This window comes from Novosphingopyxis baekryungensis DSM 16222, from assembly GCF_000420305.1.
Classification (GTDB): domain Bacteria; phylum Pseudomonadota; class Alphaproteobacteria; order Sphingomonadales; family Sphingomonadaceae; genus Novosphingopyxis; species Novosphingopyxis baekryungensis.
On record NZ_ATUR01000005.1, the window covers coordinates 273,086 to 293,830 of the forward strand.

Here is a 20,745-nt window from a genome sequence, read left to right on the forward strand (position 1 = left end):
CGGCTCAGGAAGATCAAAGCTCCCTCCTCTCTCCTTTAGGGGCGAGGCCATGCGCCCCAAACTTGGTCATCAACGTTCATTTCCGATCTTTTGAAAGCGGAAGTCGTGGTGGCTGTCCTGCGATTCAGGCGTGAAGGCATTCACCATTGACCTACTGCCACACTGGCAGTCCGTCAGAACATCAGAACGCGGGGTCCTTTATGAAGCCAATCACCCCACTGCGTGGGCCCGTTTGCAGGCCGGTCCAAGACCGCCGACAATAGAACGTAAATGCTGGTCGATCCTGTTGCAGGTACTTTTCCGCTTTAGATCATCCAGAAGGCGCCTAGTCTTATCTTGCGGCTGCCGCGATCGAGCGCACGGCTCGAAACAGCTCCGCTTGGTAGAGCGCATCGTGCAAGGCGTTATGGTCTCCGGATGATCGCGGCTTCAACTTCTTCGCGATCTGTCTGGAGCTAGTTTCGGACCAGCGGCATCCAGTCGCTCCCATATACAGCGCTTTGATGTCGAGCGCGGCGAAACCGAACGGATTGCTTCCGCAGTAGCGGTGGAAATAGTAGTTCACGAACGACCAGTCGAACGGCGCATTGAACCCCACGAAGACCGGGGTGCCGCCCTCTTTGCAGAGGCCGTGGACCCACTCCGCGAACATCGACATCGCCTCTGTGGATTCGTGCCCTTCGCGCCCCAGTCGTTCGAGCGAAAGTCCTGTCACCCGGAGTGCGTCTTCGTCGAAGTTCCGGCTCGTAGGCTTGAGCGCGCATTCGAAGGTTCGATCTGGGCGATAGGCTTCACATGCGCCGATGGTAAGCATGCTGAACTCACCGGGGACTGGTCCGGCGGTCTCGATGTCGACCGATATGAAGATCTCGTTCGCGCTCATGTGATCAACCCTGCCGTCGAAACCATAGGTGGGCGGTTCCTCACGGCCTGAATATGGTCGAGCAGAGCCTTCCTTCGCTCCTTTACCGACCCGGACGCTTTCCAGTGATGTCCGGCGAAGGTCTGGATGTCGAACGGCGTATTGAAACCTTCCCTCGCTGTAACGATCGTAGGAAGATTGCGCCCCATCGAATAGCCGAGTTCCAGGAAGCAATTGGGCCGGCTGCCGGTGAGGTCCGCGATCGTTAGTGCGGACCGGTGGAGCTTCTCGAAGATCTCCTGGTCAATGCGCGCATGCTCATAGGCCTGCTGCCCATCGATCACCGTGAGCCGAAATCCCAGTTCGTCTTCAACCACGGGCTGAACCACTGTTTCGAAGAAGCTGTCTACGTCGCCGAAATCATCGTGATCAGGATTGAGCAGCCTGACCGCGAAGGCCCGTGGCCTCTCGAGCGATTCCAGCAGATCGACGAGGGTCGCGACCCGCCTATCGGTCGGAGCGCGGGCAGGAAAGCGAATCCTGTTCATCCAGTCATGCGCGCTGCCGCCCTCTGCGACCTGGAAGAAGTCCGAGCTCCTGATGCTCGACAGGGCGATATCATGGAGCCTCCGGCTCCCTTCATCTGCCTTTACGAGGGGAAGGTTGAGCGGGATCACCGGTCTTCCGTTGTCATGGTAGAGTTCAGCTAAATAGAGGACACCCTCTCCACCGCCGAGAGTGATCAGAATGTCGCCATGCCGGGCCTGCGCTTCCATGCGCTTGGCGGCCATGTTCCATTTGGCGGCGCTCTCGATGAGGACTCTGGGGCCGTCGCGCAGTTCATCCCACAGTTCGAGCCTCTCTTCCGGGATCTGCTCTTCGGTCTTGTTGTGCAGCACACCGACAGCGAGCGGTGTCGGCACGTTTGCAGGTCGACTGGCCATCCCATCCAGGATTGCCTGCCAAATGATCCAGTCGAAGCAGAGCGGAAGCCCGTCATCTCGCTTGGGTTCAGCGTCAACGGGGACGACGAAATTCGCACCTTTCCGCATGAGCGAGAGTACCAGGCCGCGCACCAGATCCTGTGCCGCGGCGACGTTGTCCGGCGCAGCGATCGCGGGGTCTCCGGAGATGCTGCCAGCGATATGAATACGGCGCCCGAAAAGAGGAGAGCGTGGCATTAGCAGTCCTCCATCACTCGCGATGCGCTCGTTTCCAGCGCGGCGGCCTTGAGTCCCTCGAACGTAAGGGCCGAATTCGGAAAGGCCTTGGCGACGGCCTTGGGATAGAACCTCGTCCGGAAGTCGGAGAAGGTCCAGCCGGGGCGATCATCGGTCGGGCCGCTCAGACTGACGAGTTCCTCGATCTCGGAAGCCCCGAGATTAAGACCTGCGAGATCCATCTCCAGCAGTTCGCGGCGTGCCTCTTCGGATGGTCGCTCGAACTTTTCGACGATCGCGGCGCGCCGAAGCAGTGCGGGATCGAGAGCCGAAAGGCGATTGGTGCAGAGGATGACCGCCACACGGCCCTGCAGCCGCCTCATGTCGTCGATACCCTGGATCAGCGTGTTAACCGCGACCTTGTCCTCGTGATGGCTTTGGTCCTGCGAGCGCGAAGCAGCGATACTGTCCCCTTCGTCGATGATCAGCACTGCTCGGCGGTTCCTTCCGACAGCCTTGGTAACACGCTCGAAGGCCTCCGCCAGCAAACTGCCCATCTCCCCTACAAGACCACTTCCGCGCACCCGATTCGAAAGCCGGAAGATGAGAGCGTCCTCGGTGCGGGATTCCTTGAGAAGACGATTGGCGATGCATTCCGCGATTGCGGTCTTGCCGGTCCCGACGTCGCCATGGAAGACGACCAACGGATACTGGTCTGCCACGAGCTTGGCGATGGGGAGGACGCCGCCGTGCTTTCCTCGGCTCCAACTGTCGACCTCGCCCTTGTTGAGAAGGAGATTCAGCTGGTCGCTGACCCTCTCGTAGCGCAAGTTAAAGCCGAGCAGAGTTGTTTCCCGTTCGGTAAGGCCGGGATCGGGAGCGAGGGTCTCGGCATCGAAGATCGTCGTCTTGGTCACTAGGTCCAATCCTTGCGCTGGAATCCGTAGGCATTGCTGCTGTAGTCGCGTCCACCCGAGCTGTTGAGCGTGGAGTGGCTGGTGTCGGCGCTGGTCGGGCTCCAGCTGTTATGCAGCCGGCTACGCATCGCTTCGCGGGCATCATCGTCGTACTCGGCCGTATAGAAGAGCACGATCCTGAGGTAAGGAGAGGGGAGCCGTGGCCACAGGACACCCCCGGGGCGACTGGAGGTCAGAGAACCCGCATCGGTATCGACTGTATAGCACAGCGCCCGCTGCTCAACGCCGTAGGAGAGGAGGGTCAGATCGACCTTATGAAGGTAGCCATTCTGGGCGAGTTCCTCGACGTCGTGCGCGTAGGCGGCAGCTTCGTCCTGCGTGATCGCACCGGTGCTGTCGGCGATCATAAACAGGTCGGTCTTGAAGCGGCGCACAACGCTCGCGACGTCCACCTTGGTATAGGTGGCGGTCTTGGTGATGGTGTTCATCACGCATCCTCCGTGTTGAACTTGGGACCGAAGATCTCCTTCCAGACTTCATCATCATCTTCGGTCGAGGCGAAGTAGGCCGCTTCCCAGGCCTCCTGCGCAGCCGCGACGATCTCGAGCCGCTCGTCCTCGGTGACGCGGCTTGCGACGTTGTTGGAGCTGCAGACCGGGTCCAGGATCACCACGGGATCATCGAACTGCGGCCTGAAGAACGCGCTGTTCTCGGGAAAGGAAATGGTCTCCTTCAAGCCGCTCTGTGCAATGTAGAGCAGGAAATCGCGGAACTTCTGTTCGATGCCTCCCTCCGGCCCGTCGCGATCAAGCAGGTATGCAAAGATCAGCTCGATCATGAAGGACTTGAGCTTGATCTCGGCTCGATTGCGCCACCGCTTGCCCATCCGTACCAGAGTGCGGAAATCTTTGTCGGCGTTCTTACGGTCGCGGGCAAACTTGATCTGGCATGGAGCGCAGGTCTCCATCTTCGAACCATCGGAAAGGTCGAACTGCCAGCCATAGCCGTCACGGGTATCGTCCTCTATGACGGGCACGATATCGACGGCCAGACCACTCCCGACGAACTGGACGGTCGCCGCCTTGCGCTGGATCTTGAAGTCCTCGACCGACTTGTTTGGATACTGGTCGACCAGAAGATCGTGAATCTGCGAGCTGAGGCTCTCAAGGCTCTCGGCATCTGCATCCTTGCCCTCGATGTAGAATACCACATCGACATCAACCGGGTCTTCGCTCGTACGGCGGAGAATGGTGAACTTGGCGAAGGACCCAGCCTTCACCACCTTCGTAATCTTGATCTCGGTCTTGTTGCGCACGTTCTTACACAGGTTGTCGATCAGTCGGTCGACCTGTTCGTGGTATTCCTTTCGCGTGTCAGCCGGCAGACGCAGCACGTTGCTGTCATATCGCCGCAGCTGGGCATCATTAAGAGCCATCACCCATTCCTTCCCTGAACCGAGCCACCCCAATGCCCGGTCTGTTTGACATGATTCGGTTATGGGGATAGTAACTATACGAGCATACTAACTTTGTCCATATACTTTCTATTCCCATGTGAGGATCGTCATGCAGAAGGAAGAACGCAGTCTCCGTTGGGGCGAGGAGAGGCGACTGGAATTCATCGAGTTTCGGCTAGGCTGGGAAGGAGGTGTGAGGCGCGGCGACATCCGATCTCTCTTCGGTGTGTCGGAGCCACAGGCTTCGAAGGATCTGACAGAATACCAGAAGCGCGCGCCAAATAACGCGATCTACGATGCGAGCGCGAAGCGGTATGTGGCTTCGCCGTCCTTCGAGCCGGTCTTCATGCAGGATGGGCCTGACGAATATCTACTGCGCCTACGGTCCTTGGCCGAAGGACTTACTGCTCCAGGTGAATCTTGGATCGGAAGTCACCCGGAAGTTGATATCGTGCTCACGCCAGCACGACAGGTCGACGAAGGCTGCCTGAAGGCCGTTCTCGATACACATCGTGTAGGTGGCTCTTTGGAGGTGTTGTACCAGTCGATGAGCGCGGAGCGCCCAAAGCCGATATGGCGCCGGATCACTCCGCACGCCTTCGGTTATGACGGCTTCCGATGGCACGTCCGAGCCTATTGTCACCTAACCGACAAGTTCAAGGACTTCCTGCTCCCCCGCATTCTCAAGGCTCGGGATCCGGGGAAAGGCGGAGTTACCGGAGAGTACGATCACCTCTGGCAGGAGAGGTTCGAGGTTGAAATCGCTCCCCATCCTAATCTCGCTGCTGCGCAGCGTGCGATCGTCGAAAGGGACTATGGCATGGTCGATGGCATTGCGCGGCTCCCGGTCCGGTTTGCGATGCTCTTCTATGTACTCAAGCGGCTCGGTCTTCTGGACTCTCCAGAAGAGAAGCCCGCTCGTAGTCAGCATATAATTGTTGCCAATCGGGAGGCGACCGAAGCAGCTCTCGGCAGAGCGGACTTTTCGCTCTAAGCAAGTCGGCGCTTTTGCCGAGCTACCAGCCTACTCTTCTTTGCTTCAAGCCTTGGTCGGCTGGGCAGCTTTGGATCTGCCTTTCGTTGCAGCTGCTCGGGCATCTTCGGCGTTAGAAGGCGAATCCACCCAGCGGGCTGTGGAGAATTATGCGGCTGTATGAAGAGCAACGACGTCTCGCGCCTGACCGCTCCCTTTGGAGCGATCAGCCATCCACCGTCAGCCTAAGTCGATTACCAGCATTGCAAGGTCTGCTCTTGCCTTTTTATCCATACGCGGACTGATCGTTTTCTGCCGAGTATCTGGCATGGAAAGGGCGGCCCGTCCCGATTGGGACGGACCGCCCGCCGAGTGACCTGGACCTGTCAGGAGGGGTCAGGCAGCCTGCTCGGCAATTTCGTCAGTTGCTTCGGCGTTGACCGCCTCGTTGCCTCCGTGGTCCGCCAGTTCGGCTCCTTCAGAACCGGCGAAACGCATGATCCGCGGAACCCAAGCCTGCGCCCGTTCCTTGACCTCGGGCTCGCCAATGAAGTTGCCGGAGAAGATGCGCTCGGCTGCACTCGCAAGCTCGGCCTTCTTCGAGGCGGCATAGCGACTGACCAGTTCGGGACCGCCGGCGGCATCGAGCGCTTCGAGCGTGCGGGCCTTGGCCACCCGGTCAAAGTAATTTGCCGCCGTGGGACGCCACCAATGCGCGGTCTCAATGTCGAGCAGTGAGCCGAGTGCTTCGTGCAGCGGCACCGAGCGCGCGCCTTCGCAGGCAAGGCTCGCGATAAGCGTGCGCGAGACGACATGGCCGAGCCAGGCCGAACGCGCCTCGTCGGACAGCGCCCGAAACCTGGCAAACCGCTCCACGTCGCTTTCGCCAGCAAGCCAGCTTTCGTCGAGCGACCCGGCGAACTCGGCCAGGGCAGCGCTCGCCGGTGCGTCCTTGGCTTCGAACCCGGTGACCGGCCCGGAAGCCACCGAGCCGACCAGCGTCGACGCCTTCTTGGCGCGCCAGTCGTGCCCATCGGCATCGGCAAGGGTGAAGACCATGAAGTCGAGCGCCAGTGCCGGATCGTTGGCCAGATGGATGGCCAGGATATCGCGGCGTTGCATCGCGAGCTCGTCAAGCAGGCGCTGCGACAAAGAGCTTTCCTTGGGCTTCGCCGGACCGTTCTCTTCAATGGCCTCGACCACACCTTCGTCAGCGATGACCTCGGTCTCGGTGTAGAACTGTGGGACCAAGGTCGGCTCGCCATTGCGCGAGAGGACGAGGAAGGCGCCGGCCTCCGGTTTCAGTTCGTCAGCGAGTACCGGCGGCCGGTCATTGAGCGCGCGCATGGCGCGGTCGATCACCACCAGTTCCTTCTCGGCCTTTGCGACCTCATCCTCCTCGCTGTCTTCATCTTCAAGCACGGCAGCTACGCGGTCGTAGTCAGCCTCGAGTTCGCCGAGCTCCTGCGCTTCCTGCTCGGTCATTGGCGCAGGCTCGCAGGGCAAGCGACCGAGACCTTCAACAAGGTCGGGGCTGACGTAATTGCCAAGGGTCAGCCGAACCCAGGCAAGGCCATATTCGAGGGCGGTCTTTTCTGCGGCTTCGTCCATGGCCTTGTGCGCGAGGTCCTCGAGCAGCGCGACATCGATCCAGCTCTCGCTGGCATCATCGTCGAACAGTTCGCGCTCGATCCTGCCGCCTGCGGCGAGGTAGGCATCGCGTCCGATGAGCACGGCACGCGGATCGGAACCACGCACCGTGGCGTCGAGCACCATGCGGCGGATCGTGTCGGGCGTGATCTGGTACCAGGCGTCCTGCAGTTCGGCATAGACATGCGCCTGGCGCTCCACGTCGGAAATCGCGCCGTAGGCCTTGGCCATGTCGAGCGTGATCGTGCCTTCGGCGAGCGCTTCGAAGACGCAGGGTGCTAGACTTGCCAAACGCAGGCGCCCTTCGACGAACCGGACAGTGAGGCCGAAGCGGCGCGCCACGTCTTCGGTGGTAGCGCCTGCCTCGATGATCGCCGCGAAAGCCTGCGCCTCGTCGGCCGGATTCATCGCGAGGCGCTGGAAGTTCTCGGCAAGACTGGCCTCGCGCACTTCGCTTTCTTCGCCTTCGATGACGAGGCAGGTGACCTCGTGGTTGTCGGGCAATGTGCCCTCTTCAGCCAGCGCCTGCAGCGCGGCGAGACGGCGACCGCCGGCCTCGACCTCGAACTTGCCGCGCTTTCCTTTGCGCACGACGAGGTTCTGCAGCAGGCCGCGCGCAGCAATGTCTGACCGCAGCTGGAGGTCGGCCAGCACGTCGCTCGACTTGCGAACGTTGCGCGGGCTCGGGACGAGCTTCTTCAAGGGAATCGACTGGATCATGGGTGTTCTCCTGATGGAATGAAGGCGCAGGTGAGGATCACGAGGCGCACAAGCCCAAAGGGCTCCCTCCACTCTCATTCTGAGATTGGGGTCTGCCCGAGGGATCAGGCGGCAAGCGCGGGGAGGACCGACGAGGCTTTCGACACCGGGACGAACAGCCGCGTGCGGTAGCGGATGATCTCGGTGAAGCAGCCCTTGTTCTTGTACCAGTCGAGGCGATCCGGCGAGAAACCGGTCAGTTCAAGGCGCTGTTCGCCGCCGACCAGCGATCGCTTGATGGTCAAGGCATCGTGGCTTGCGAGGACCAGCGGCTTTCCGCTTGAGAGGACCAGGTCGCCGATCTGCTCAGCCGATGGTGCAGTAACTCCGGAGAGGCAAAAGGTATCGGCGATCGCGGCGAGATCGATATCGAGCACTTCGCGTCCGATGATCGACTGGCCGTCCTCGGCAACGAGCCGGGTGACGCGGACATGATCACCGGGCAGGCGCTTCCAGACCGGAAGCAGCAGCCCGGTGGCGAGATGGACGCGCTCGGTCACCGGTGAAACAGCAGCCTCCTCTTCCTCGGCCCGCCAGGCGCCGGTGAACGCGCTGACGCCAATTTCTTCCCAATGGCTTTCACCGAGTGCCTCAAGCGTCCAGTTCGCGGACTTGAGCGGGCGCAGCAGGCGTCGTCGTTCGATCACAGCCCCGTCGTCGGCAATGAGCCGCCGGGCCGGAACCGACAGCGCGACCTTGCCCGAGCGCGCATTGTGCATCGGGATCGCGTGCGGGCTGCCGATCTCGTGCATCCGCACCAGGCGCTGCAATCGCAGAGGCCGAAGGTGCCTGGTCACTTCGAGCGAGACGAGGCGGGTCTCCGCTCCGGTCACGGGGTCGGTGCGCAGGAGTTCATCGGCGAGAACCCTGAAGCGATCGACCCTGACGGTTTCCAGTCCCCGGTCAAGCGTTCCGGCTTCGCGCGCGGCTTCGATCCGCGCTTCGACGAGACCAAGGTATTCATCGAAGATCGCATTCTGGAGCGCGATCGGCAGCGCGAGAATGCGGTTGAGCCAGCGCTGGATCGTGGGGAGATTGTCGGTCAATCCGCCGTCGGGGTTTTCGAGCCGGAGGCCTGTGCGCTCGACGAAGGTACCGAATGTGGTGGCCTCGAGATTGCCGTCATAGAGCAGCTGGAACCAGCGGCTGAGCGCATCGCGTGCGTAGTCGCCTTCGAGATTATCTGCCGGGTCGAACAGGTTCTGCCCGCCGGTCTGGCGCTGGCCGCGCGTCAGCGCGCCCAATGCGTCGAGCCTTCTCGCGATGGTCGATATGAAGCGGCGTTCTCCCTTCACGTCGGTGGTTACCGGGCGGAACAGCGGGGCCGAGGCTTGGTTGGTGCGGTTCGTACGACCGAGACCCTGGATGGCGTTGTCGGCGCGCCAGCCCGGCTCGAGCAGGAAATGGACCCGGCGCTGCTGGTTCTTCGCATGAAGGTCGGCATGGTAGGAACGCCCCGTGCCGCCTGCGTCGGAAAAGACCAGGATGCGCTTGGTTCCTTCCAAAAAGCTTTGCGCTTCGGCGATATTGGCACTGGGGCTTCGCCGTTCGAGGCGTTGTTGACCGTCGCGCCCCAGGACCAGCCTGCGGGTTCGGCCTGTGACCTCGGCCACGGCTTCGGTTCCGAAGTGCTCGATGATCGCATCGAGCGCTGTTGCGATGGGCGGTAACGCGCAGAGCTGTTCGATCAGCGCATCGCGCGCGGCCTCCGCGCGAGGACACAAAACGGGATTGCCGTCCTCGTCGCTCATCGCCTCGGAGCGAAGATTGCCATCCTCGTCGGCGAAGACCTGCATCAATCGCACCGGGAAGCTCTTGGCGAGGTAGTCGATGACGTATTCACGCGGGGACAGATCGATATCGAGCGCTTCGCGTTCTTCGTCGGAGAGGTCGGCGAGACGCCGGTCGAGCATAGCCTCGGCGGTCGAGACCAGCTGCACGACAACCGAATGGTTTTCACTAAGCGCCGCTTCCATCGCGGGGATCAGGCTCGGCAGTTTCATCGAAAGCAGGAGCTGGGCAAAGAAGCGCTGCTTGGTGCCTTCGAAGATCGACAGCGCTGCCGCTTTGGCGTTGCGATTGAGCGTATCGCCGCTGTCCTCGTCGACCACGCGGGTTGCTTCGAGCGCAGCCTCGAGGTTGCGGTGAATGATTGCCCAGGCCTCGGCATAGGCATCATAGATTTTGACCTGCGCTTTGGTCAGCTTGTGTTCGAGGATCTCGTACTCGACCCCGGCGAAGGACAGCGCACGGGCGAGATAGAGACCCTGGGCCTTGAGGTCCCGGGCAACGAGCTCCATCGCCGCGACGCCCCCGGCGCGGATCTCGGTCATGAACGCCTCGTGGGTCGGAAAGGCGGTCTCGGGTCCCCACAGGCCAAGCCGTGAGGTGTAACCGAGGTTGGCAATATCCGAAGCGCCGGTGGCCGAAGCATAGAGCACGCGGGCGCGCGAGAGATGGTTCTGCAGCCTGAGGCCCGCCATGCCTTGTTCGGAGCCCTTGACCTTGCCCCGGGTTGAAGAGCCCCCAAGCGCATTAGCCATGGCGTGGGCTTCGTCGAAAGCGATCACGCCGTCGAAATCCTCGCCCGCCCAGGCAAGGATCTGGTCGAGCCGCGTATCCTCGGCGCGCCCCGAGCGCAGCGTCGGGTAGGTGACGAAGAGGATGCCTTCGAACATCGTTACAAGTTGGCCGAGTTTCCAGCGTGAGAGTGGCTGGATGTCGAGCGGCAACCCACCGAGCGCTTCCCAGTCGCGGCGTGCATCTTCGAGCAGCGCCTCGTTCTTGGTGATCCAAACATGACGTCGCTCGCCTGAGAGCCAGCGATCCATAATGACTGCTGCGATCTGCCGTCCCTTGCCCGCTCCGGTTCCGTCGCCGAGGAAGAAGCCTTGGCGGTAGGAGTGTCCGTCCTCGGAGAGTTCCAGCGAGGTGCCTTCCTGGCTCACCTTGAATTGACCCGGAAGATCGCGCGCAAATGCCTGGGCAGCGTAGACCAGTGTCTCGCACTGAGCCTCGGATAAAAGGCCATCGGCCTGCCAGTTGGTGGGGAGACGTGGCCGCACTTCCGGCTGCGGCGCCGCGACCGAGCCCATCGCGACCGATTCCACGAGCGGGGTGGGATGTACCAGCGCATCCTCGAACGCGATGCGGCTGGGCCGGTAGGGCAGGTAGATGCCTGTTTGTTCAGACACCGGCGCAGGTTCGGCAAGGACCGAATAGGTCAGCTCGATCGCAGTTGCTCTGAGTGCAGGAGTCCCCGCGAATGGTGCTACCGGGCGGACTGGCGCTCGATACATTGAGGTCTTCGCCCCGAGGGACACTGGCCTACCGACTGGCAGGCGATGGATGTTGGTGGAGGTCTGTACGCGCGGCGGAAGCGCGGTGAGCAGCTCGTGGAGCGCGATCAGGTCGCCTGTATCTCCGGTGATAACTGGCGCGGACGCAGTCTGCGTCTTGTCGAACACGACCAGGCGAACGGCAATCCCCGTCCCTGTCCGGCGAAACATCTGCTCCAAGCGGACATTGAGCAGGAGCGACGCTTCGTCCTGTGCTTTGGCGAACGTGGAAGCATCGAATCCTTCGGGCATGATCGCAACAATCCTCGCCCTATTGGCAGCGGCCCGGATTGCACTACGAAGGTGGCGCTGCGCCGTCTCGCCGTCCTTGCCGCGTTCCTGGCTTCGGGCGAATGGCGGGTTCATCAACACGACCGACGGAACAGGGCCGCGATGCAGGTCGGCGATCAGTTCCCCGTCTTGCGCAGTGATCGTGGCTGTGGGGACGATATGGCCCAGCCCGTCTCGTCTTGCCGGATCGATCTCGTTGAGGACCAACGAGGCGTTCTGGACGCTGCCCCAGAGCGCAAGGGCGCCATTGCCTGCGGACGGTTCGAGAAGCGTGTCTTGCGCAGAGACAGCTGCGGCCTTCGCCATAAGCCAGGCCAGCATTGGCGGGGTCGAGAACTGCTGGAGCTCAACCTGTGCTTCGCTGCGCACATGCCGCGGCGGCAAGGCTGCTTCGAGCCAGTCCAAGCGCGCTTTGGCTTCGTGCACGCTGGTCGCCAGATCTATGCGCGAAGACTCGCGAAGCCAGAGCAGCGCCCCGATCTCGACCGCGCTGTTGTAGTCGTCGATCGTCCAGGCACCTCCCCAGTCCAGAACACCGGTCTCTTCGGCGAACAGCCCGGAAATGTCGGTACGGGTAAGATGACGTCCCGAAGCAAGAAGCGCGGAAACTCGGGTGCCAATGGCATAGGCCAAGGGCATGGACGGCAACTGCTCGCCGGTGGGAAACAGGTCTGATTGAAACATGGCAATTCGTCCTCCTGATGAAGGCATCGGGACACGCCCGCTGCTGGATCAGGAATTCGAGAAGCCCTCTCTCCTCTACGGCGCCGCCTTGCGGCGCAGCCATGCCGTGAGTTCGTCGTTCCAATCGGTATCGTGGGAGGCTGGCTTGCGGACCTGGATCGTCCGCCCATCGCGGGCATAAGCCGCCAGGCCACGCGACGCGGCCAGCTCGCCGCCAGCATCATGATCGACGAAGAGATGGAGTTCGGTCACGCTCTCGGGCACGCTCACGAGGCCGAAGCGCTCATTGCCCAGGGTCGCCCAGACGGGAATACCGGTGAGAGCATAGGCCGACATCGCGCTCTCGATCCCTTCGGCAAGGCCAAGCTTGCCGGAAACCGGAGCGAAGAGGCGGACAGCGGCTTCACCGAGCGCGCCTAGCGCGCGCTTCGGCTTTTCGAAATCGGCCTTGGCATTGCCCGAAAGGAACGTGCGATGGATGGCGATCGGCCCCTCGTCGAGGCTGACCGCCGCAATCATGGCAGGCAGAAAGCGGGTCCGTCCCTTCGGACCAAGCGGCGTTCGTGGATGGAAGCGCAGCGCCTGCGATGCAGCGAGGATGCCGCGGCTCTCAAGGTATGCCTTTGCCGGACTGGCACGCAGTGGCTGTGCATCGCGCCAGATCCGTAGCGCCGCCGCCGAGGGTTTGCGCGTGCTGGCCGGCTCGGGAAGGTCAGCAGTCGTAGACCCAGAGAAAAGCGAGATCGCGTCGAAGCCTTCACGCGCCAAAGCAGCCAGCACGCTCTGCTGATCGCATCCCGCGAAACAGTGGAAGAGGATGGCCTGTCGGCCGAGCGACACACCGAGTGACGGCGTGCGGTCATCATGCGCAGGGCAACAGGCCATGCCCCTTGTGCCGGACCATTTGCCCCCTCGCGATTCGCAAATAAGACGGGCGGTCTCGGCAAGCGACCGGTTGGGATGAGCTTGGACAGACAGGGACATGCGAGCTCCTCAGCATGCAAAGTGCCCCCCTAATCAGCGTTCCTCTCCTCTTCCAAAGGCAGGCATTCGCTGCTTTCCTACAGGTATATGTTCTCTTTATGTTCTATCTCGATTCGAATCAATGGAGCACCACTCGAGATGACCTGCCTCAATCGTCAGACCGCGATAGCGGTCGCCTGTTTGGGAATGATCGCCACCTCCTCTCAGCAAGTCCGCGCCCAGGATTTCACCTTGTTCGAGCACGCGATCGTTCCACCGAAGACGGACCAGCAGCCGGCAAGGCAATATCTTCCTGCAATCTACCAAGCCGGGCCAGCGGACGTGTCCTACCGGGAGGGTCTGTATATGGCGGCAATAGCCGAGGCCGAGCGCCGGTACGGGCTTCCGACCAACCTGCTTCGGGCTCTCATCTGGGCTGAATCCCGCTTCAATCCGATGGCTGTGAGTCCAGCCGGTGCTGCCGGGCTGGCTCAGCTTATGCCGGCCACGGCGCGAGAACTGGGCGTCCGTAACCGTCATGACCCTCTTGCATCGATCGACGGTGGTGCCCGGTATCTTCGCGATATGTTGGACCGGTTCGACGCTGTCCACCTGGCCTTGGCTGCTTATAATGCGGGCCCAGGTGCCGTCTCCCGATCACGCGGCATTCCGAAGAATGGTGAAACGCCGCAATATGTCCGGTCTGTGTTGGGACGTTGGCAAGCAATTGGTACGTACAATTGACGAAACTGCCTGATTTCTGGCTATTGTCTGAGATCATGTGCCGGAATGAAGACGGACAACGCTAGTGAATGAGACGCCCGGTGAACCGTTCGACTTTCGCAAGGCGTTGAAGGCACAGAAGCGCCGGAAGCTGAGAAAGGAGATTGCGTTGGGTTTGGGAGCATTCGCGATCGTATTTGCTGGAGGGATGCTGGCACTCAACTGGCCAGTCCATGATGCCAGCCTTGCTAACGACGATCAGCAGCCTCAGGCTTTATTCCAGCAAGCGAGCTCCCCACAATTCGACATCTGCGGATCCATCCGGCGCACATGCGTCGTGGATGGAGATACTTTCTGGCTTGATGGTGTGAAGATCCGCATTGCCGACATCGACACTCCCGAGATTAGCGAGCCTCGTTGCGACTATGAATACCAACTAGGCATGCGTGCGACGCACCGCCTTGTCGAACTGCTCAATGACGGGCCCTTTGAACTGAGGACCATCGGGAGCAGAGATGAAGATCAGTACGGCCGTAAACTGCGGGTTGTAACGCGCGGCGGCCGCTCGCTTGGCGATCAGCTGGTCAGCGAAGGGCTGGCGCGAACCTGGACCGGGAGACGTGAACCATGGTGCTGAACCGCGATCAGGAATTGTGGGCGGTCGCGCTCTGGGTCGAAAAGAACCATGGCGAAGAGGGAACCGCATATATCGCGCAGCAAATCCAGCGGTTATCCAACGAAGGAGACGAGGCAGGCATAGCAACGTGGAAAACTGTTGCTGAGCGCTTCGATCAGCTTGGCTGCCAAAGCTCTACGAACTGAGGCTCGGCACGATGCGGAATTGGCTTCGAATCTGGGGCATCAGAATTGAGTTCGGCTTGCTGGCGTCAGTGTCCGTGGTGGGGCTGATCCTGAGCATTCAATCCTGCACTGGCTGAGAAGAAATTCGTTCTGCCGATCAACCCTTCGCAAACTTGCCCTGGATGACCCTTCCTCCTGTCCGGAGCTCATCGAGGTAGTCGCTCCACCATTGAGCCATTCGCACGCGCTCGTCCCAGTGCTTGCCGCGATGGTAGATGCCCCGCACAACATTGCTGTCGCCATGTGCCAAGGCACGCTCGATTGCATCCGGATTCCAAAGTCCCGACTCGTTCAGGAATGTCGATGCTGTCGCCCGGAGTCCGTGCGCGGTGACTTCTTCCTTCGAGTATCCCATGCGACGGAATGCGGCATTGAGCGTGTTTTCACTCATAGGACGCCTGGAACTGCGCGCAGAGGGGAAAACATATCCTTCGCGCCCGAGCATCTCGGCCAGGTCAGTGAGATAGCCTCTAACCTGCTTGGAAAGCGGGACGGCATGCGCTCGGCGTGCTTTCATCTTACCAGCAGGGATCTTCCAGACCCCATCGACAAGGTCGATCTCATGCCATTCCGCGTGCCGGAGTTCGCCGGGGCGCACGAATACATGCGGCGCGATCTGCAGAGCCAACTTCGTCACCATGTACCCAGTGAAGTCGTCGATTGCCCGCAGCAGCCCGCCTAGCTCAGTGGGCTCGAGGATTGCTGCATAGTGCTTGGCTCTCGGCGTGACGAGAGCACCCTTCAGCATACTGGTCGGATCGGATTTGCAACGGGTCGTTGCGACACCGTAGCGAAACACCCGGCCTGCGAACGACCGGCATTTCTTCGCAGTCTCGTGCTTGCCAGTGGCTTCCAGTCGCTTGAGAGGAGCCAGGACTTCGAACGGCTCGATCTCGTGGATGGGTCGGTTCCCGATGGCAGGCGCAAGCTTGTCGAGAAAATAGTTGGCCTTGACGATCGTGCCATCGGCGCGGCCATTCTGGACCATCATCTGTTCAATATACTCACGTGCGACTGCCTCGAACGTCTGTGCAGAAAGGAATTCTGCGCGGATTTTCCGCTTCCGCTTCTCAAAGGCCGGGTCGCCTCCAGAAGCAACAGCTCGTCGTGCCTCGTAGGCCGCATCTCGCGCTTGCTTGAGGCTGATGTCGGGATAGCTGCCGATACAGAGCTTCTTTTGCGCACCGCCGATCCGGTATCGGAATCGCCAAAGCTTGCTGCCGGTCGGCGTGACCTCAACATACAGGCCGCGCTCGTCGGTTACCTTGTACGGCCTATCCTTGGGCTTGAGAGCGCGGAGGCGAGTGTCTGTCAGCGGCATGTGGGGGCCTTTTTATCTGGGCCTTTGCGAAACGGCCTCAAAAGGCCCACAAAAGTGTCTGGAACCCCCGAGAATAGGCGGGACGATCCGGAACGATCCAAGGGCCAAATCCCTAGGATTTCTGCGGGTTTTATAGATTATTTGGGAGAACGTGAGAAGAACAAATGGTGCCCAGAAGAGGACTCGAACCTCCACGACCTTGCGATCACTAGCACCTGAAGCTAGCGCGTCTACCATTCCGCCATCTGGGCCCCTTACGGGAAGGCGCGTCCTAACCTGTGCTGCGCCAATGTCAATGCGGAGCTTTCATGCTGTTGGTGGATTGGTATAGAAACATTGCGTCACAAGGCGGCGTGCAGCCGTGAACATAGGGAATATCATGCAGAACAAGATGGTCACGATTTTTGGCGGCGGCGGTTTTCTGGGCCGTTATGTGTGCGAGGATCTGCTTGAGGCAGGCTACCGCATCCGCATTGCCGAGCGTGATCCATCGAATGCGGTGGGCATCAAGCCGATGGGCGGGCTTGGCCAGGTGCAGTTCGTTTCCTGCGATATTACCAAGAAAGTCAGCGCCTTGCGCGCGGCGCGGGGCAGCCATGCGATCATCAATCTGTGCGGTGCCTTTGCCGATCGCGGCGAAGAGGTGAACCGCGACGGCGCGGCCAATATCGCATCGGCGGCGGCGGAGCTGGGCGTGGAAGCGCTGATCCACGTCTCCGCGATCGGTGCCGATCCCGACAGCGACAGCATTTACGGGCAGACCAAGGGCGAAGGCGAACAGCGCGTGCGCAAGGCCTATCCCGATGCCACCATCATGCGCCCTTCGATCATATTCGGCCCGGACGATAATTTCGTGAACCGATTCGCCGGGATGATTCGCGTCCTGCCGGTGGTGCCGGTGATCGGCGCGAAGGCGAAGTTCCAGCCGGTGTTCGCCGGCGATGTGGCCGCGGCGATCCTGATCGCGCTGGATCAGCACAGCGCCCATCGCGGCAAGACCTATGAACTGGGCGGCCCTGAGGTGCTCAGCATGCTGGAGCTCAACCGCTGGATCGGCGAGCAGATCGGCAAGGAACGTCTTTACGTCGAGGTGCCGCATGCCGTCGCCTTCGGCCTGACGCTTGGCACGCGCTGGTTACCCAACCCGCCGATCACCGAAGATCAGCTGACCATGCTTGGCCATGACAATGTGGTAGCAGACGGCGCGCTGACGCTGGAGGATCTTGGCCGCAAGCCCACGCCGCTGATTGCCGTGGCGCCGGACTATCTGGTCAAATATCGCAAGCATGGGCGGTTCGGGGGCAAGGCACGCGCGGCCTGAGCCCCCTCCCCGTCCCGTCGGGCAAGGGCGTGGCTCTTAGAAAAAGTAGAGCAGCGCCGCGCCCATCAGCACCCGGTACACAACAAACACCATCATCGATGCGTTTTTCAGGAAGCGCATGAGAAACACCATCGTCCCCAGCGCGGCCAGAAACGTCAGCCCCCCGGTGATGAGCGCTGACATGAGCAGCGCCGGATCGGCGTTCAGCAGATCGGGGACGATGAGGATGCCGGCCCCGGCAATGGCCGGGATCGACAGCAGAAAGGAAAAGCGTGCCGCCTCGACACGGGCGAAGCCCAATGTGCGGGCCATGGTCATGGTCACGCCGGAACGGCTGGTGCCGGGGATTAGCGCGAGCGACTGCGCCAGTCCGACGAGCAGACCGTCGATCAGGCGCACATCCTCGAAGCTGCGGGTCTTGCGGCCAAATTTGTCGGCCAGCCCCAGCAGGATGCCGTAGACGATCAGGTTGACGGCAATAAGATGGGTCAGGCGGAGCGATTCCAGCAGATCGTCATTCTTGATCTGCAGATTGAACATGGTCTGGAACACGCCGTTGAGCATGCCGGTCTTGATCGCCAGGCCCACCAGCACCGCCGGGATGGTGCCGATGATGATCCACCAGAACAGCTTCTTTTCCTTGGGCGCCTTGCCGATGCCGACGGTGGCGAAACCGCCGCGCGCCAGCCCGGCCACATCGCGAAAGAAATAGCTGATGATGGCCAGCAGCGATCCGACATGCACCGCGATATCGATCATCGGGCCCTGATCCTCATAACCGGTGAAGATCGGCAGCAGGATGAGATGCCCGGAGGAACTGATCGGCAGAAATTCGGTCACGCCCTGAACGATGGCGATGAGAAGCATCTGGAGGAAGGTCATGCTGGGCCTGCGGCTATGTTACGGTGCATGGCGCTTTAGCAAAGCGGCCAGGAATGTCAGCATGGCTAAATTGGTCCGCATCGGCCATATATTTTCCGGCCTGGCGTTCAAATGTTGCTCGGCAAAGCATTTTCTGCTCATTTAACGACAGTTATTCTTACCTTCTTGTCGGAAAGCGGCTGACAGAGCGGCCTGCTTTGCCTATCTGGTCGGCATGGCTGACAAAATGCTCCAGTTCGTTCAGCGGGAACAACATTATCCCGACAAGCGCACCCCAGACGCCCGCGCGCAGGATTTCCGCGAGATCGCGGATCGCTATGCGCGCGATACGGCGGAAGACCAGTCCGCGCGCTGCTCCCAATGCGGGGTGCCCTATTGTTCGGTGCACTGCCCGCTGCACAATCATATCCCGGACTGGCTGCGCCTGACCGCCGAGGGGCGGCTGCGCGAAGCCTATGAGATGAGCAATATGACCAGCACCATGCCGGAAATCTGCGGGCGCATCTGCCCGCAGGACCGCTTGTGCGAAGGCAATTGCGTGATCGAATTTTCCGGCCATGGCGCGGTCACCATCGGATCGGTCGAAAAATATATCACCGACACCGCCTGGGCCGAAGGCTGGGTGGAGCCGGTGCAACCGGGGCCGGATCGCGGCCAGTCGGTCGGCGTGATCGGCGCAGGGCCAGCGGGCCTTGCCACCGCCGAATATCTGCGCGTCGCGGGTTATGAGGTGCATGTCTATGACCGGCATGATCGCGGCGGCGGCCTGCTGACCTATGGCATCCCCGGCTTCAAGCTGGAAAAGGATGTGGTCATGCGCCGCGTCGACCGGCTGAAGGATGGTGGCATCGTCTTTCACGAAGGCTTTTCGGTGGGCGAGGATGCCACGCTGGAAGAGCTGCGCGAGAAGCATGACGCAATCCTGATCGCGACGGGCGTCTACAAGGCGCGCGACCTGAAGGCACCGGGCAGCGGCCATGGCGGCATCGTCCCCGCGCTCGATTTCCTGATCACGTCCAACCGCAAGGGCTTTGGCGACAGCGTGCCCGCCTGGGATGACGGATCGCTCAACGCCGCGAACAAGCATGTCGTCGTCATCGGCGGCGGCGATACTGCGATGGACTGCGTGCGCACCGCCATCCGGCAGGGCGCAAAATCGGTCAAATGCCTGTACCGGCGGGACCGGGACAATATGCCCGGATCGCAGCGCGAGGTTGCCAATGCCGAGGAAGAGGGCGTCGAGTTCGTCTGGCTGAGCGGCCCGACCGCGTTCGAGGCCGATGACAGCGGCAACGTCAACATCCTGCGCGGCACCAAGATGAAGCTGGGCCAGGCCGATGCCAGCGGTCGCCGCTCGCCCGAGCCCGATCCGGCAGGCGATTTCACGCTGGAGGCGGACCTCGTCATCAAGGCGCTGGGCTTCGAGGCCGAGGATCTGCCGACGATGTTCGGCGCGGAGGAATTGTCCGTCACGCGTTGGGGCACGCTGCGTATCGACCATGAGACGATGATGACCAGCATCGACGGCGTGTTCGCCGCGGGCGACATCGTGCGCGGTGCCAGCCTGGTGGTCTGGGCGATCCGCGACGGGCGCGAGGTCAGCGAGACGATGCACGCCTATCTGCGGGCCAAGCGCGCGGAGACGAGGAAAGCGGCATGAGAACATCCGCTATGATGATCGCTGCAACGCTGGCTCTGGCCGCTCCGGCGGCAGCGCAGAACGATCTGGCCGTGGCCGAAGCCCAGGATGGCGAGGAACGCCCTTCGGACGGCGCAGCGGCCGCGCAGGAACTGTTTACGCAGATGTTCTCGGGCATGGCAGAAGAGATGCGCGCCGAGTTGCCGCCGGTCGATCCCGAACGTCTCGCCCTTGGCGTGCAGCTTGCCGACAAGGTTCTGCCGGATGGCGTGATGCAGGAGATGATGGCATCGAGCATGGGCATGGCGGGCAAGATGCTCGACGGCACGATGCAGCAAATGCCGCTCTCCGTTCTGGCGCAGGTCGGTGGGCTGTCTCCCGATGAAGCGGCTGAGCTGGGTGACACCACCATCGCGCAGGTGATGGACATTATCGACCCCTATTATAAACAACGCATGACGCGGATGATCGACGGCGTGACCACCTTCATGGCGTCGATGGCGGGTGAAATGGAGCCGGTGATGCGCGAGGGGCTGGGCCGCGCCTATGCATCACGCTTTACGCTGGAACAGCTTGCCGCCACGCGCGACTTTTTCGCGACCCCCGCCGGAAGCGCCTTTGCCGCCGACAGCTATCTGATCTTTGCCGATCCGGAGATGATGGCGGCCACGGCAGAGATGATGCCGAAGATGATGTCTCGCCTGCCCGAGATGATGGCCGCACTGGAAAGCGACGATGCCCTTCCGCCGGCCCGGACGATGGCCGATCTGAGCGATGCCGAACGCGCCAGACTGGCCGATCTGCTCGGCGTGGAAGAGGACGAATTGTCCGATCCGCCGACCGACGGAATGATGCAGCAGGACGATGGTGAAGCCGCCGACCTGTCGAACGGTACCGGCATCGACACCTGATCAAGACACGAACGCACCCGAACTGCAAAGCAAC

17 protein-coding genes and 1 tRNA gene are annotated in these 20,745 nt (G+C 61.4%); 7 read left to right on the forward strand and 11 right to left on the reverse strand.

Annotated features, from left to right (window positions below):
* Nucleotides 1-331 precede the first annotated feature (331 nt).
* The 5 genes from G410_RS0110500 to G410_RS0110520 are packed head-to-tail and all read right to left on the reverse strand — an operon-like array spanning nucleotide 332 to nucleotide 4,374.
* On the reverse strand, nucleotides 332-883 hold the full coding sequence (locus G410_RS0110500; RefSeq protein WP_022673615.1) for a 3'-5' exonuclease: 552 nt from the start codon (nucleotides 881-883) through the stop codon (nucleotides 332-334).
* Nucleotides 880-2,043: a hypothetical protein gene (locus G410_RS0110505; RefSeq protein WP_022673616.1), complete on the reverse strand. Its 1,164-nt coding sequence runs from the start codon at nucleotides 2,041-2,043 to the stop codon at nucleotides 880-882. Before G410_RS0110505 ends, G410_RS0110500 begins: the two co-directional genes overlap by 4 nt.
* Entirely contained in the window at nucleotides 2,043-2,939 is an 897-nt protein-coding gene (locus G410_RS0110510) for an AAA family ATPase (protein WP_022673617.1), read from the reverse strand. The genes G410_RS0110505 and G410_RS0110510 overlap by 1 nt, the downstream gene beginning before the upstream one ends.
* Nucleotides 2,939-3,427 carry an HORMA-1 domain-containing protein gene (locus G410_RS0110515; RefSeq protein WP_022673618.1) on the reverse strand — a complete coding sequence of 163 codons (489 nt, stop codon included), beginning with the start codon at nucleotides 3,425-3,427 and terminating at the stop codon, nucleotides 2,939-2,941. Before G410_RS0110515 ends, G410_RS0110510 begins: the two co-directional genes overlap by 1 nt.
* Entirely contained in the window at nucleotides 3,427-4,374 is a 948-nt protein-coding gene (locus tag G410_RS0110520) for a CBASS oligonucleotide cyclase (RefSeq protein WP_022673619.1), read from the reverse strand. Before G410_RS0110520 ends, G410_RS0110515 begins: the two co-directional genes overlap by 1 nt.
* Nucleotides 4,375-4,504: 130 nt before the next feature.
* Here G410_RS0110520 and G410_RS0110525 point away from each other — a divergent pair, with 130 nt between their 5' ends.
* Complete coding sequence (locus G410_RS0110525) at nucleotides 4,505-5,389, forward strand: BrxR family helix-turn-helix transcriptional regulator (RefSeq protein WP_022673620.1); 885 nt, start codon at nucleotides 4,505-4,507, stop codon at nucleotides 5,387-5,389.
* A 375-nt stretch (nucleotides 5,390-5,764) separates the two neighbouring features.
* Here G410_RS0110525 and G410_RS0110530 read toward each other — a convergent pair whose 3' ends face one another.
* The 3 genes from G410_RS0110530 to G410_RS0110540 form a co-directional block, all read right to left on the reverse strand.
* Nucleotides 5,765-7,738 (reverse strand): ParB/RepB/Spo0J family partition protein, encoded by a 1,974-nt coding sequence (locus G410_RS0110530; protein WP_022673621.1) that lies wholly within the window; start codon nucleotides 7,736-7,738, stop codon nucleotides 5,765-5,767.
* 104 nt (nucleotides 7,739-7,842) lie between these two features.
* A complete protein-coding gene (locus G410_RS0110535) occupies nucleotides 7,843-12,090 on the reverse strand; it encodes a strawberry notch family protein (protein ID WP_022673622.1) in 4,248 nt (1,415 codons plus the stop codon).
* Nucleotides 12,091-12,165: 75 nt separating this feature from the next.
* A complete protein-coding gene (locus tag G410_RS0110540) occupies nucleotides 12,166-13,074 on the reverse strand; it encodes a DUF7146 domain-containing protein (protein WP_022673623.1) in 909 nt (302 codons plus the stop codon).
* Between the two features lie 138 nt (nucleotides 13,075-13,212).
* Here G410_RS0110540 and G410_RS0110545 point away from each other — a divergent pair, with 138 nt between their 5' ends.
* The 3 genes from G410_RS0110545 (at nucleotide 13,213) to G410_RS0110555 (ending at nucleotide 14,598) form a co-directional block, all read left to right on the forward strand.
* Nucleotides 13,213-13,797, forward strand: a complete 585-nt coding sequence (locus G410_RS0110545) for a lytic transglycosylase domain-containing protein (protein WP_022673624.1) — start codon at nucleotides 13,213-13,215, stop codon at nucleotides 13,795-13,797.
* A gap of 64 nt (nucleotides 13,798-13,861) precedes the next feature.
* Nucleotides 13,862-14,413, forward strand: a complete 552-nt coding sequence (locus tag G410_RS18310; RefSeq protein WP_022673625.1) for a thermonuclease family protein — start codon at nucleotides 13,862-13,864, stop codon at nucleotides 14,411-14,413.
* Complete coding sequence (locus tag G410_RS0110555) at nucleotides 14,404-14,598, forward strand: DUF6961 family protein (protein WP_022673626.1); 195 nt, start codon at nucleotides 14,404-14,406, stop codon at nucleotides 14,596-14,598. Before G410_RS18310 ends, G410_RS0110555 begins: the two co-directional genes overlap by 10 nt.
* Before the next feature lie 136 nt (nucleotides 14,599-14,734).
* On the opposite strand, the gene G410_RS0110560 is transcribed toward G410_RS0110555, so the two are convergent.
* Nucleotides 14,735-15,958 (reverse strand): tyrosine-type recombinase/integrase, encoded by a 1,224-nt coding sequence (locus G410_RS0110560; protein WP_022673627.1) that lies wholly within the window; start codon nucleotides 15,956-15,958, stop codon nucleotides 14,735-14,737.
* Nucleotides 15,959-16,123: 165 nt separating this feature from the next.
* Nucleotides 16,124-16,209: transfer RNA gene (locus G410_RS0110565), tRNA-Leu, on the reverse strand.
* Nucleotides 16,210-16,337: 128 nt separating this feature from the next.
* Here G410_RS0110565 and G410_RS0110570 point away from each other — a divergent pair.
* Nucleotides 16,338-17,279, forward strand: a complete 942-nt coding sequence (locus G410_RS0110570) for a complex I NDUFA9 subunit family protein (RefSeq protein WP_022673628.1) — start codon at nucleotides 16,338-16,340, stop codon at nucleotides 17,277-17,279.
* Nucleotides 17,280-17,315: 36 nt separating this feature from the next.
* On the opposite strand, the gene G410_RS0110575 is transcribed toward G410_RS0110570, so the two are convergent.
* Complete coding sequence (locus G410_RS0110575; RefSeq protein ID WP_022673629.1) at nucleotides 17,316-18,161, reverse strand: undecaprenyl-diphosphate phosphatase; 846 nt, start codon at nucleotides 18,159-18,161, stop codon at nucleotides 17,316-17,318.
* Between the two features lie 214 nt (nucleotides 18,162-18,375).
* Here G410_RS0110575 and G410_RS0110585 point away from each other — a divergent pair, with 214 nt between their 5' ends.
* Together G410_RS0110585 and G410_RS16380 are read left to right on the forward strand one after the other, a co-directional pair.
* Nucleotides 18,376-19,821 (forward strand): NAD(P)-dependent oxidoreductase, encoded by a 1,446-nt coding sequence (locus tag G410_RS0110585; protein WP_022673631.1) that lies wholly within the window; start codon nucleotides 18,376-18,378, stop codon nucleotides 19,819-19,821.
* A complete protein-coding gene (locus G410_RS16380; RefSeq protein WP_156851930.1) occupies nucleotides 19,818-20,711 on the forward strand; it encodes a DUF2059 domain-containing protein in 894 nt (297 codons plus the stop codon). The genes G410_RS0110585 and G410_RS16380 overlap by 4 nt, the downstream gene beginning before the upstream one ends.
* The last annotated feature ends 34 nt before the right edge of the window (nucleotides 20,712-20,745 follow it).

Bases quoted from the DNA above. Each gene is read 5' to 3' on its own strand.
- G410_RS0110575 (WP_022673629.1), bottom strand. From the start codon at position 18,161: ATGACCTTCCTCCAGATGCTTCTCATCGCCATCGTTCAGGGCGTGACC.
- G410_RS0110530 (WP_022673621.1), bottom strand. From the start codon at position 7,738: ATGATCCAGTCGATTCCCTTGAAGAAGCTCGTCCCGAGCCCGCGCAAC.
- G410_RS0110535 (WP_022673622.1), bottom strand. From the start codon at position 12,090: ATGTTTCAATCAGACCTGTTTCCCACCGGCGAGCAGTTGCCGTCCATG.
- G410_RS0110540 (WP_022673623.1), bottom strand. From the start codon at position 13,074: ATGTCCCTGTCTGTCCAAGCTCATCCCAACCGGTCGCTTGCCGAGACC.
- G410_RS0110560 (WP_022673627.1), bottom strand. From the start codon at position 15,958: ATGCCGCTGACAGACACTCGCCTCCGCGCTCTCAAGCCCAAGGATAGG.
- G410_RS0110570 (WP_022673628.1), top strand. From the start codon at position 16,338: ATGCAGAACAAGATGGTCACGATTTTTGGCGGCGGCGGTTTTCTGGGC.
- G410_RS0110505 (WP_022673616.1), bottom strand. From the start codon at position 2,043: ATGCCACGCTCTCCTCTTTTCGGGCGCCGTATTCATATCGCTGGCAGC.
- G410_RS0110520 (WP_022673619.1), bottom strand. From the start codon at position 4,374: ATGGCTCTTAATGATGCCCAGCTGCGGCGATATGACAGCAACGTGCTG.
- G410_RS0110545 (WP_022673624.1), top strand. From the start codon at position 13,213: ATGACCTGCCTCAATCGTCAGACCGCGATAGCGGTCGCCTGTTTGGGA.
- G410_RS0110525 (WP_022673620.1), top strand. From the start codon at position 4,505: ATGCAGAAGGAAGAACGCAGTCTCCGTTGGGGCGAGGAGAGGCGACTG.
- G410_RS0110515 (WP_022673618.1), bottom strand. From the start codon at position 3,427: ATGAACACCATCACCAAGACCGCCACCTATACCAAGGTGGACGTCGCG.
- G410_RS0110555 (WP_022673626.1), top strand. From the start codon at position 14,404: ATGGTGCTGAACCGCGATCAGGAATTGTGGGCGGTCGCGCTCTGGGTC.
- G410_RS0110500 (WP_022673615.1), bottom strand. From the start codon at position 883: ATGAGCGCGAACGAGATCTTCATATCGGTCGACATCGAGACCGCCGGA.
- G410_RS0110585 (WP_022673631.1), top strand. From the start codon at position 18,376: ATGGCTGACAAAATGCTCCAGTTCGTTCAGCGGGAACAACATTATCCC.
- G410_RS16380 (WP_156851930.1), top strand. From the start codon at position 19,818: ATGAGAACATCCGCTATGATGATCGCTGCAACGCTGGCTCTGGCCGCT.